General features: G+C 38.2%; 12 protein-coding genes and 1 tRNA gene. 5 read left to right on the top strand and 8 right to left on the bottom strand.

The window, feature by feature from the left end:
- Nucleotides 1–315 precede the first annotated feature (315 nt).
- Nucleotides 316–1,032 (bottom strand): head GIN domain-containing protein, encoded by a 717-nt coding sequence (locus BM015_RS17325; protein ID WP_090661621.1) that lies wholly within the window; start codon nt 1,030–1,032, stop codon nt 316–318.
- A gap of 284 nt (nt 1,033–1,316) precedes the next feature.
- Between BM015_RS17325 and BM015_RS17320 the strand changes: the two genes are divergently transcribed.
- Nucleotides 1,317–3,161, top strand: coding sequence for an ABC transporter ATP-binding protein (locus BM015_RS17320; RefSeq protein WP_090661618.1), 1,845 nt, complete (start codon nt 1,317–1,319; stop codon nt 3,159–3,161).
- 200 nt (nt 3,162–3,361) lie between these two features.
- Here BM015_RS17320 and BM015_RS17315 read toward each other — a convergent pair whose 3' ends face one another.
- Complete coding sequence (locus tag BM015_RS17315) at nt 3,362–3,709, bottom strand: 4Fe-4S dicluster domain-containing protein (protein WP_090661615.1); 348 nt, start codon at nt 3,707–3,709, stop codon at nt 3,362–3,364.
- Between the two features lie 55 nt (nt 3,710–3,764).
- On the opposite strand from BM015_RS17315, the gene BM015_RS17310 reads away from it, so the two are divergent.
- Entirely contained in the window at nt 3,765–4,766 is a 1,002-nt protein-coding gene (locus tag BM015_RS17310) for an acyl-CoA reductase (RefSeq protein WP_090661612.1), read from the top strand.
- A 36-nt stretch (nt 4,767–4,802) separates the two neighbouring features.
- The gene (locus BM015_RS17305; RefSeq protein WP_090661609.1) at nt 4,803–5,300 is read left to right on the top strand and encodes a TlpA family protein disulfide reductase; all 498 of its coding nucleotides are present in this window, start codon (nt 4,803–4,805) and stop codon (nt 5,298–5,300) included.
- A gap of 22 nt (nt 5,301–5,322) precedes the next feature.
- Here BM015_RS17305 and BM015_RS17300 read toward each other — a convergent pair whose 3' ends face one another.
- The 6 genes from BM015_RS17300 to BM015_RS17280 form a co-directional block, all read right to left on the bottom strand.
- On the bottom strand, nt 5,323–6,264 hold the full coding sequence (locus BM015_RS17300) for an NAD(P)-dependent oxidoreductase (protein WP_090661643.1): 942 nt from the start codon (nt 6,262–6,264) through the stop codon (nt 5,323–5,325).
- 24 nt (nt 6,265–6,288) lie between these two features.
- On the bottom strand, nt 6,289–7,044 hold the full coding sequence (rsmA, locus tag BM015_RS17295; protein ID WP_090661605.1) for a 16S rRNA (adenine(1518)-N(6)/adenine(1519)-N(6))-dimethyltransferase RsmA: 756 nt from the start codon (nt 7,042–7,044) through the stop codon (nt 6,289–6,291).
- A 98-nt stretch (nt 7,045–7,142) separates the two neighbouring features.
- Nucleotides 7,143–7,265 carry a hypothetical protein gene (locus tag BM015_RS21985; RefSeq protein ID WP_262497259.1) on the bottom strand — a complete coding sequence of 41 codons (123 nt, stop codon included), beginning with the start codon at nt 7,263–7,265 and terminating at the stop codon, nt 7,143–7,145.
- A 28-nt stretch (nt 7,266–7,293) separates the two neighbouring features.
- Nucleotides 7,294–8,361 (bottom strand): outer membrane beta-barrel protein, encoded by a 1,068-nt coding sequence (locus BM015_RS17290; RefSeq protein ID WP_090661602.1) that lies wholly within the window; start codon nt 8,359–8,361, stop codon nt 7,294–7,296.
- Between the two features lie 361 nt (nt 8,362–8,722).
- Entirely contained in the window at nt 8,723–9,115 is a 393-nt protein-coding gene (locus BM015_RS17285; RefSeq protein WP_090661599.1) for a hypothetical protein, read from the bottom strand.
- A 67-nt stretch (nt 9,116–9,182) separates the two neighbouring features.
- A tRNA-Cys gene (locus tag BM015_RS17280) sits at nt 9,183–9,253 on the bottom strand.
- Nucleotides 9,254–9,353: 100 nt separating this feature from the next.
- Between BM015_RS17280 and BM015_RS17275 the strand changes: the two genes are divergently transcribed.
- Both BM015_RS17275 and dapF read left to right on the top strand, forming a co-directional pair.
- The gene (locus BM015_RS17275; protein ID WP_177191951.1) at nt 9,354–10,235 is read left to right on the top strand and encodes a nucleoside phosphorylase; all 882 of its coding nucleotides are present in this window, start codon (nt 9,354–9,356) and stop codon (nt 10,233–10,235) included.
- Nucleotide 10,236: 1 nt separating this feature from the next.
- The gene (dapF, locus tag BM015_RS17270; protein WP_090661596.1) at nt 10,237–11,022 is read left to right on the top strand and encodes a diaminopimelate epimerase; all 786 of its coding nucleotides are present in this window, start codon (nt 10,237–10,239) and stop codon (nt 11,020–11,022) included.
- Nucleotides 11,023–11,075 lie beyond the last annotated feature (53 nt).

Below are 11,075 nucleotides of genomic sequence, written 5' to 3'. Positions count from 1 at the left end.
AACTTTCAAAGGGTTTTTAATAAAACTGGTAATGTTTATTCTTGGGTTTACTCTTGATAAGCTTACCTGATTAACTAGCAACTTGAATTAATTAAAAATCCTTATCCCGGACTCATGTTATTTTAGCGTTAGTTCGGGATAAGGAACGAGGTGCACGTCATTTCGACGATAGGAGAAATCTCCCGAATAGCAACCATCAAAAAAATCGTGAGACATCTCCTATCGTTGAGGTGTCGGCTCACCTTCATAATAAAAATTGAACAACTTTATATTCAAAATAAATCAAACTTCTTATCCCGGACTCACGTTATTTTATTAACCCTGCTTTTTAATTTTTCCACCGCTGCTGTTTGATACATTGCTTATTACAGCATTGCCCTTATACTTAACGCCGCCGCCACTGCTGGCTGAGGCATCTAATGTTTTGTTCACTGTAATTTCAATGTCGCTGCCACTGCTGGCATCGGCTTTACAGGTTTCTGATATAAGATCGTATCCATTAAAATCGCTGCCGCTGGTAGTGGTTATGCTCACTTCACTCACCTTTCCTTTTATATCCATATCGCTGCCACTGCTTTGATCAACGGAGAGCTTTGCCGCAGTAACAGTGCCTTTAAAATCTGCACCGGATGATAAACTAATACTTAATGTGTTCACATTAATATTGCCATTTGTTGAGGCCTCTGCGCCGGAGTTTGCTTCCAGTGCATCAAGGTTTTTAAAACTCACATACGCTTTTAGTTCTCTTTTTAATTTCCAGCCATGCAGGCCTTTGTTATCAAAATATATTTTCAGCTTGCCATTTGAAACTTCAGTCCTGATGCGGTCTCTTATTTCCGGCGAAGAAGCACTTACTGCCACAGCTTCTTCATTGCCCTGGGTTATAATGAGGTCAATGCCGTTTGAAACTTCTATTGCATGAAAGCTGCTTATTTTTCTTGCCTGTGCATGGGCATCCCGGATAACGGTAGATTGAGCATTTAATAAAGCAATGCTGCATAAAAATAAAAAGAGCACAAATAATTTTTTCATTGTATGATTTTTAATTTTTGATGAGTTTAATGTGAACCATCCTTATACGCATCTGTGTTCAAAATGTTACAGGCGGGTTATATTTTTTTAAATCGGATGAACTGGTAATTAAATATTAAAGTGTTGTTGCTATTAAATTATACACACGAAACGCAGCCTGTTATGCATTAGCTGATATCAAAATAAAAAATATCATTTCAAAAGTGTAAGCCGTTTTTGTTGAGCGGCAAATAGGTTAGACGGCTGAAGTTTTTGATTTTTACCGTTTACCTTTGGCGGGCATTATGAGCGGAGCTGAACAAAAGAAGCATTTTGATTTTTCGGTACTGAGACGCGTTTTCGCATTTGTAAAACCTTATCGCTGGCGTTTTATTGTAAGCATTGTGCTGGCTGTTGTTCTCTCATTTTTTACGCCCGTGCGCCCTTTCTTTATCCAGTTAACAGTTGATAAAGCAACCGGTAAAAATGTTCATACACCCTGGATAATCGAGCTGCTTTTTCCCAACCGAGATTTAAGTGTTGCCTGGCAGTTTATTATTGCCGTAACTGTATTCCAGGTTGCCTTTATTTTTATAGAAACGGCGGCGAGGTTTTATTTCAGTTTTATTACATCGTGGCTTGGACAAAGCGTGGTAAGGGATATGCGTACAGCAGTATATAAAAAAATCCTTGGCCTTAATTTAAGGCAGTTCGACAGAACCCCGATTGGTACGCTTACCACAAGAACAATTAATGATATTGAAAGCATCAACGATATTTTTTCTGACGGCCTGGTGCCCATTTTTGCCGACCTGCTTTCTATCATCATTGTGCTGGTTACTATGTTTGTTACTGACTGGCAGCTTACTTTAATTGCTTTAATACCTTTTCCTTTTCTTATTATCGCAACTTATTATTTTAAAGAAAGTGTAAACAAAAGTTTTATACAGGTGCGTAACGCAGTGGCTGCATTGAATGCTTTTGTGCAGGAACGTATTACCGGCATACAAATATTGCAGGCCTTTGCGGCTGAAGACAGGGAGCTTGAAAACTTTAAGAAAATTAACCGGCACCACCGTAATGCGAATATCCGTTCCATATTTGCTTACTCTGTTTTTTTCCCTGTTGTTGAAATTGTGCTTGCTGTTTCAACAGGTTTGCTGGTTTGGTGGCTTGCGGGCCAGGGTGCTTCCAATCCCATAAAGAATAAAGAGCTGGCCGGCGAGCTTGTTGCTTTTATTCTTTACCTCAACCAGATATTCAGGCCGCTGCGTGTAATTGCCGATAAATTTAACGTGATACAAATGGGTGTGATTGCTGCGGAACGTGTGTTTAAAGTAATGGATAACACAGATACTTTGCCACCATCGCCAAAAGATGCATTTGCGCCAACAGAAAGATTAAAAGGAAAGGTTGAATTTGATAGCGTTTGGTTTGCATACATAGAAGAAAACTATGTTTTGAAAAATATTTCCTTTAAGGTTAATGCAGGCGAAACCGTAGCAATTGTTGGGCATACAGGCAGCGGCAAAACTTCTATCATCAGTTTAATGAACAGGTTATATCAAATAAAAAAGGGTGCAATAAAATTAGATGATGTGAATGTGGAGCATTATGATGTGGATGTTTTAAGAAAGAATATTGCAGTTGTATTACAGGATGTTTTTCTTTTCTCCGGCTCTGTGATGGATAATATAACACTTCATAATAATGAAATATCAAGGGAAGAAGTTATTGAGGCTGCAAAACTGATCGGCGTGCATAATTTTATTATGCAGTTGCCCGGCAATTATGATTACAATGTAATGGAACGCGGCAATACGCTCAGCCTGGGCCAGCGCCAGTTAATATCATTTATCAGGGCGATATTATCCGATCCTGCGGTGCTTATTTTAGATGAAGCTACCTCATCCATTGATTCGGAAAGCGAACAGCTTATTCAAAAAGCTATTGATACTTTGATCACCGGCAGAACCGCCATTGTAATTGCGCATCGTTTATCAACCATACGCAAAGCAGATAAAATTATTGTTTTGGAAAAAGGTGAAATAAAGGAAACCGGCACACACGAAGAACTGCTGGCATTAAACGGCTATTATGCAAAACTGCACAGCATGCAGTTTGAGAAATCGAAAACCATATCGGTTTAAAATAAAAAAGGTGAGCGTTTTTCACCCTCACCTTTTGTCAACGGGAAATATCACCCGCCTTTTTAATGTTGCTTTTCGCAACAGTTAGAATTGTGCTTTTCCAGGTTAGTAATATCTTGATAGTTCCAAAAACGTTGCCATTCTTTTATCAGGATATAAAACCTTCGGTTAAAGTTAAGAATTTAATGATACTAACTTTATTAAATATGAAGTTTATCTTTTTTTGCCAGTAATTCTTCAATTGTTTCCTGGTACATTTCATCCGGCACACAACAATCGACCGGGCAAACAGCTGCGCATTGCGGCTCTTCATGAAAACCCTGGCATTCCGTGCATTTATTGGGCGAAATATAATAAGTGTCAACCGCCAGTGGCGCCATGCGCTGTTCGGCATCCACAGCAGTTCCATCCATCATTATCACCTCTCCGCGCACTGTTGTGCCATCTGCAAAAGCCCATTCAACGCCGCCTTCATAAATGGCATTATTAGGGCATTCAGGCTCACAGGCTCCACAGTTTATACATTCATCTGTTATTTTAATAGCCATAACTTTTATTTTATATCTGGTTAAATACTTTTGCGTGTAAAATTAAGCATCAATAATGAATATTAAAGAACGAGTTGATTTGCTGGTAAAGCTTGGTGAATACTTTTTGGAGGATGATGAAATGCTTCAGTCTGTAAAGCAAAAGGCAAATGCCCGGAACCCCTGGTTTAGCCTGGAGTTTATTAGCCTGGCTTTACAGAATATTGAACAGCATTTTTTGCAACGCCATTTGCTTGAAGAATGGATAAAAAAATATGCCTTGGAAAACGATCCGCCTGTTCAAAAAAATGTAGGCATTGTAATGGCCGGCAACATACCGCTGGTGGGTTTTCACGATTTTTTATGTGTATTTATAAGCGGTAATAGGGCTGTTATAAAACCTTCTTCAAAAGATGAAGTTTTAATTAAACATGTGGCAGAAAAGCTTACAGAATTTAACAAAGAAGCTGAGACTTATATAGCGTTTGCGGAAACGCTTAAAAACTGCGATGCTTATATTGCAACGGGGAGCAATAACAGCAGCCGTTATTTTGAATATTATTTTTCAAAGTATCCAAATATTATCCGCCGGAACAGAACATCCGTTGCTATTTTAAACGGCGATGAAACGGAAGAGGAATTAAATTTACTGGCAGATGATATTCAGCTTTATTATGGCATGGGTTGCAGAAATGTAACGAGGCTTTTTGTTCCGGAAGGTTACGATTTTATTGGTTTGCTTGATGCCTTAAGGAAATACAATCACTTTTCAGATTTTCATAAATACAAAAATAATTATGATTATCAACTGGCCTTGCTTATCATGAATCACAAATATTATATGACGAATGATTCTTTGATATTAACAGAAAGTGACAACGTGTTTGCGCCGGTGAGCCAGGTTAATTACAGTTTTTATAATGAGCCTAAAACATTGGCTGAAAGTTTGCAAAAGAATGCAGATGTTCAATGCATAGTTGGAAAAAGTTTTATTCCATTTGGCAAAACGCAATCTCCGTTGCTTACAGATTATGCTGACGGGATTGATACCATGCAATTTTTAAAGCAATTAAATTAATTCAATATTCAGAAGTCCAAACTCAAAAAATATCGAATGAAAAAGTTATTGTTCCTTTTCATCATCAGCCTTAAGCTTTATTCAGCTCATGCACAGGAAACGGATACTATTCCGCCTTATCAAAAAGATTCTTTGCATATACCTGCATTTACGGTTTTAAAAGTTGACAGCACTTATATAAACGATAAAGCCATTCCAAAAGATAAACCAGTTGTTATTATCTACTTCAGCCCCGAATGCGGGCATTGCCAGATAACTGCCGATGAGTTCAGCAAAAAAATGAAGGATATGAAAGATATTTATTTTGTTTGGGTGAGTTATTATCCTTTGCCTGAAGTAAGAGAGTTTGCAAAAAAATTCAACCTGCAGCAGTTTACTAATATTATTATAGCAAGAGATGAAAATTATGCCATACCATCTTATTACCGCGTAAAGTTCACGCCGTTTATGGCTTTATATAATAAGGAACACCACCTGGTAAAAACCTGGGACCAGGGTACAGATGCAGATACGCTGATAAAACTGGCGAAGTAATGTTGCAGATTATTAAATCAATCTATAAAACTTTTTGCGCCTGTAATTTATCCAATACAACTTTTGCCATTTTAAAAAAAGCTTCATGGCTGTAACCTGCAATATGCGGCGTTATAATTACATTCTTTTTGCTGCATAAATTTTGAAGCGTGGTTTTTTCCTCATCGGAATAAGAAGTAAGATTTTCATTCTCCAAAACATCTATGCCTGCAGCTTTAATAAAGCCACTGTTCAATGCATTTAACAAGGCTTTTGTATCTGTTACCTTTCCGCGGCAACAGGAAAGAAAAACAGGCTTGCGTTCAAAGCGTTTGAAAAATGCTTCGTCGGCATAATGGAAGGTTTCCTTTGTAAGTGGCAAATGAAGGCTTACCACATCCGCATAACGTGCTATTTGTTCAGGCTCGGCTTCATGAACATAATCTTTTGCGAAGCCAAATTTGTATTTGTCGTGCGCCAAAACGGTGCAGTCAAATGAAGACAACAATTTAGCAAAGGCTTCGCCGGTATTTCCATAACCAATTATGCCAATGGTTTTACCCGTTAATTCCGTTCCGCGGTTGGCATCGCGAATCCATTCGCCATGTTTCACTTCTTCAAAGCTGCTTGTAATATTGTTCAGTAAATTCAATACCAGGCCAAGTGCATGTTCGGCAACAGCATTACGGTTACCTTCAGGGCTGCTTACGCAAACGATGCCCTTTGTTTCAGCATAAGCAACGTCAATCAGTTCCATGCCGCTTCCCAACCGCCCGATCCATTTTAAATTGGTGGCTTTGTCAATTATGGCTTTATCAATTTTAAGCCTGGTTGTAACGATTAAACCAGTGGCGTCTTTTATAAGCGATTCAAGTTCCTGGTATGTTACAGCCGGTATATGTAAAACCTCGTAGCCCTTTGTTTTTAATTCATCCAATAAATATGCGTGAACTTTGGCGGTAATAATTGCTTTTTTGTTTGACATGTTTTTGTCCAAAAATTTTATAACTTATTTCATTTTAAATGTAAGCGCGGCAAATTCTTCAATACTCAATTGCTCTGCACGCTTGTCAAAAATTCCGGCCTGCAAAATATCTTCATTAAATAAATTACGAGCAGCATTACGCATTTTTTTTCTGCGCTGGTTAAATGCTGTTTTCACCAGCAGGAAAAAATTTTCTTTATTGCTTGCATTTAATGGCTCTTTTTTGAGGGTTAGTTCAATAACGCCGCTCATAACTTTTGGCGGGGGATTGAATGCAGATGGCGGCACATCAAATAAATAATCAACATTGTAAAAGGCCTGTATTAAAACGCTTAGTATGCCATAAACTTTTGTATTGGGCTTTGATGCAATGCGCTGCGCCACTTCTTTCTGAAACATACCAATTACCAATGGCACATGTTCCTTCCATTCGAGGATTTTAAAAAGTATCTGTGACGAAATATTGTAAGGAAAGTTTCCAATCACGGTAAATTCATCTTCAAAAGGCAAACTGGCTTTTAAAAAATCTTCGTGAATTAATTTGCCTTTTAATGAAGGATAAGTGTGCAACAGGTATTCTACTTTTTCAGTATCGAATTCTATTGCCTTAAAATTGATATTATTTAACTGAACCAGGAATTTGGTAAGTGCCCCGCCGCCGGGCCCTATTTCAAACAGGTTATTAAACGGGTGTTTTGTTAGTGCCGAAACTATATTCCGGCTAATGTTATCATCTTTTAAAAAATGCTGGCCCAGCGATTTTTTCAGCGTGTATTGCATCAGGCAAATTTAGCTGAACGAAGTATCTGTAAAAGAATAAAGCCCCAAAATGGGGGCTTTTTCTGCAGTAACGGTTTGGTATCCGGAAAACATGCTGCTTATAAACTTTCATCGTGCCGGGTAATATCAAGCCCGGGCATTTCGTATTCTTCACTCACACGCATCGGGCTGATGACATCTACTGTTTTGAAAAGAAGAAAAGGAACCGGTTTTCTTTTCATAACAGAAATTTTTGGTTTGATTAAAAAATTAGAAATGATAAGTTGCTGCGAGAATGCCTGTAAAAGTTGATTTAACGGGATCGCCATTGTTTTTAAAGAATACTTCGTCTTTGGCGTTTTCAAATCTTAATTCAGGTATAATAGTAAGGTTGCCAATTTTGAAATTGGGCGAGAGTGTAATGTCGAAAATGCTTGTACCGGGCGCTGCGACAACAGCTTTTTTGTTGTCGAAATATTCGCCACGAAGTGTTATTCCAAAACTGCTTAACGGGTCTACGTTGAAATATAACGCAGAGCCCCACCAACTGTTGGAACTGCCACCGTCTGGTTTTACAGATTGAACTGTTCCATTATAACCAATGCTGAATTTATCCGAAACGGTACCAAGAAGCACCAAATCAAATTGGGTTAAACCATAGCTGCCGCCATAACTCCCCTGGTAGTTAATATAAGCGCTTAGTTTGTCATCAGCCGTTGCAGTGCTGAATTGGGCAAGCCCGAAAAAGCGGGAATTGTTTTGAGAAACGTAGTCCGTAGTATTGGCCACACCAAGCATAAGGTTGCTCTTTTTACCTAAGCCAATATCAGCCTTTAAACCGGTGTGAGAAAAAGGCCCGTAAGAAAACATATAATCCATGCTGTAATTACGGTTGAGATAAGCATCTGTAAGTTCATAGCCTATATGCGTGGCCCATTTTCCCATTGTCAGTTTAAACTTGTCTGAAACTGCATAACTTAAAAATGCCTGTTTTACAGCAAAAAGTGTTGAGTGATCCGGGTTAGCATAGGAAAATTCTTCAGCCCTTTTACCAAAGCCTAAATCAACGGTTGCGCTTGCTTTACCAAAACTATGATCGGCCCGCAGGCTTGCCATGCCCAATTCAAATGAATTCCGGGAGTTGGTAAATGCCGTGTAGTTGTTGGTGTATTTTTCGCCTGTTGAAGCATCTTTGGCATTGGCGAAATTGTAGCGATAATAAACATCTACCGAACCTGTAATAGTTGGCCAGGGAGATGTTTTTGCTGAATCCTCCTGGCTAAAGGCTACAGTACTAATAAGCAGAAAAGAAATGGAAGAGGCGATCCTTTTAGTCATGACAGTTTAATTTGAGTTAGAGAAAATTGGTTCTTCCACACAGCAAGCATCGTGATTAAATACTAAGGATTTATTTCAATAATTAAATGAATAAAATTTATAATTTAATTATCTATTGCACAATTCTATAAATTATTTGATTAATAATATAAATAATAAATAAATATTTTATTATTATATATGTTGTTTAAATCCAATAAAGCTATATTATAGGTTTATATGGCAAGGGTATTACCTAAGCTTATGCGGGGATTTTTCACTTGGAGGTCAAGAAGGAAATAAGAAATAAGGTCTTTATGATTTAGCGAATATAGGTTCTGCTATAATATATAAAAATATATTTAATATTTATTTGGCGGGTTTACTTTTTTTCAATTCGTCTTAAATCGGGCAGGAAAGTCATAATTAAAATTCCTATAGAGAGTAATAATTCCACGTACAGGCCCATCTTTTTTTCAGGGCATTCGCCCATATAGCAGGTTGAAAGCAGCATAAAATTGCGTATGCTCCAGGCAAGATTAATAGCACTTATAAAAACGTTAATACGTTTTGCCCATATTTTGGGTATTATAAAAAACAACAGCAGCACTACACCAAGCACAATATGCATAAGGCCAGGCTTGCCATACATAGTGCCTGGCGCCTCCATGCCTGTAACCAAAATATTTCTATCCGGTATAAAGCTCCAGGGTAAATAACAGGCGCCTGCTAATAATAATACAAGAATACAGCCTATGGTTTGAGAGTATTTCATTTCAGAATTATTTCATTGCCAGTTTATTAATTAAAAAACCCTCTCCGTTTTGAGGAGAGGGTTTCAGAGGTTCCGAGCAGATTCGAACTGCTGTAAAAGGTTTTGCAGACCTCTGCCTAGCCACTCGGCCACGGAACCATAAACGGGGTGCGAAAATAAAGCAAAGCATTCAAGCGTCAAAACAAATCCTAACTCACGAAATAAATTTTAATATTTGCTAAAATCTAATAAACAGATTATGCAAATTGCCGAAAGTGAATTTATCCTGAATGAGCGTGGCGCGGTTTATCACCTTAATTTGTTGCCGTCGGAAATTGCCTCAACAATAATAACCGTTGGCGATCCGGAAAGAGTGCCCCTGGTAAGTAAGTTTTTTGATGAAGTTGAAATAAAACAGTCACACAGGGAATTTGTAACCCATACCGGAAAACTTGCAGGAAAAAGGATATCAGTTGTATCCACCGGCATTGGCACTGACAATATTGATATTGTAATGCAGGAACTGGATGCGCTGGCAAATATTGACTTTAACGGGCGCCAGGTAAAAAAACAATTGCACCAGTTAAATATAATACGTATTGGCACTTGCGGTTCACTCCAAAAAGATGCGCCTGAAGACAGCTTCGTGGTGTCCACGCATGGCCTTGGCATAGATAACCTGCTTAATTTTTATGTTGCCGACGATAATAATGAAGAAGAAAAAAATTTGTTACAGCAATTTATTTTGCACACGCAGTTAAGTAGCAGGTTTGCACAGCCATATATCGCAGCAGGCGCTGCATCTTTGCTTAAACATTTTGTTGATGGTTTTCATCATGGCATTACGGTTACCTGCCCGGGATTTTATGGTCCGCAAGGCCGGATGCTGCGGCTGGGGCTGGCTTATCCTGAACTGATAGACCGTTTAACAACATTTAATGCTGGCAATTACCGCATTATGAATTTTGAAATGGAAACAGCAGGCATTTATGGTTTAGGTAAATTGCTAGGCCATAATTGCATTAGCTTAAGTGCGGTGGTAGCTAACCGTGTGGCGGGAACTTTCTCTAAAGACTCAGGTAAAACCATACACAGCTTAATTGAAAAAACTTTAAATATAATTACGTCAATCAATCTTTGATATGAAACTTACTTTTTATAAATACCAGGGAACCGGGAACGATTTTATAATTATTGATAATAGAAATGATAAAAATATCAGCTTGGCCAATCACCAGGTTAAACAATTATGCGACCGCCGTTTTGGTATTGGTGCAGATGGTTTAATGCTAATGAATGATAAAGAAGGTTTTGATTTTGATATGCAGTATTATAATGCTGATGGTAATACCAGCACCATGTGTGGCAACGGCGGACGTTGCATGGTAAAGTTTGCCTATAATATGGGTTTAAGCAAAACCGAATATTTGTTTAATGCAATTGACGGGCCGCATAAGGCCGCCATTGAAAATAATGGCTGGGTTGATTTAAAAATGAAAGATGTAAATGCCGTTGAAATATCTATGTTTTCAGATTATATTCTTGATACGGGTTCTCCGCATTATGTAAAACCGGTAAATAATGTAATGGATATTGATGTGGTAAAACTTGGCCGCGAAATACGCTATAATAAACGCTTTGCAGATGAAGGCATTAATGTAAATTTTGTTGAACAGGAAGATGAAGGAAAAGTTTACGTGCGCACTTATGAGCGCGGCGTTGAAGACGAAACATTAAGCTGCGGCACTGGCGTAACGGCGTCGGCGCTTTCATTTGCCCATAATGATAATGGATTTAATCACGTTAATGTTAAAACGCCCGGTGGCAACCTTGCCGTTGATTTTGATAAGACAGGCGAAACAAGTTTTGAAAATATTTGGCTTTGCGGCCCGGCAACTTTTGTTTTTAAAGGTGAAATTGAAATATGAAATTAATTCAAACGGTAACTTCACCCGGTTTATATCTTTCTTTATCATTTACA

The organism is Parafilimonas terrae (assembly GCF_900115755.1).
GTDB lineage: Bacteria > Bacteroidota > Bacteroidia > Chitinophagales > Chitinophagaceae > Parafilimonas > Parafilimonas terrae.
The sequence above is the reverse complement of the archived record's forward strand: the minus strand, read 5'-3'. Positions and strand labels throughout refer to the sequence as shown.

Excerpts from the sequence above, each read along its gene's own strand:
- BM015_RS17325 (WP_090661621.1), bottom strand. The coding sequence starts at position 1,032 with ATGAAAAAATTATTTGTGCTCTTTTTATTTTTATGCAGCATTGCTTTA.
- BM015_RS17320 (WP_090661618.1), top strand. The coding sequence starts at position 1,317 with ATGAGCGGAGCTGAACAAAAGAAGCATTTTGATTTTTCGGTACTGAGA.
- BM015_RS17315 (WP_090661615.1), bottom strand. The coding sequence starts at position 3,709 with ATGGCTATTAAAATAACAGATGAATGTATAAACTGTGGAGCCTGTGAG.
- BM015_RS17310 (WP_090661612.1), top strand. The coding sequence starts at position 3,765 with ATGAATATTAAAGAACGAGTTGATTTGCTGGTAAAGCTTGGTGAATAC.
- BM015_RS17305 (WP_090661609.1), top strand. The coding sequence starts at position 4,803 with ATGAAAAAGTTATTGTTCCTTTTCATCATCAGCCTTAAGCTTTATTCA.
- BM015_RS17300 (WP_090661643.1), bottom strand. The coding sequence starts at position 6,264 with ATGTCAAACAAAAAAGCAATTATTACCGCCAAAGTTCACGCATATTTA.
- rsmA (WP_090661605.1), bottom strand. The coding sequence starts at position 7,044 with ATGCAATACACGCTGAAAAAATCGCTGGGCCAGCATTTTTTAAAAGAT.
- BM015_RS21985 (WP_262497259.1), bottom strand. The coding sequence starts at position 7,265 with ATGAAAAGAAAACCGGTTCCTTTTCTTCTTTTCAAAACAGTAGATGTC.
- BM015_RS17290 (WP_090661602.1), bottom strand. The coding sequence starts at position 8,361 with ATGACTAAAAGGATCGCCTCTTCCATTTCTTTTCTGCTTATTAGTACT.
- BM015_RS17285 (WP_090661599.1), bottom strand. The coding sequence starts at position 9,115 with ATGAAATACTCTCAAACCATAGGCTGTATTCTTGTATTATTATTAGCA.
- BM015_RS17275 (WP_177191951.1), top strand. The coding sequence starts at position 9,354 with ATGCAAATTGCCGAAAGTGAATTTATCCTGAATGAGCGTGGCGCGGTT.
- dapF (WP_090661596.1), top strand. The coding sequence starts at position 10,237 with ATGAAACTTACTTTTTATAAATACCAGGGAACCGGGAACGATTTTATA.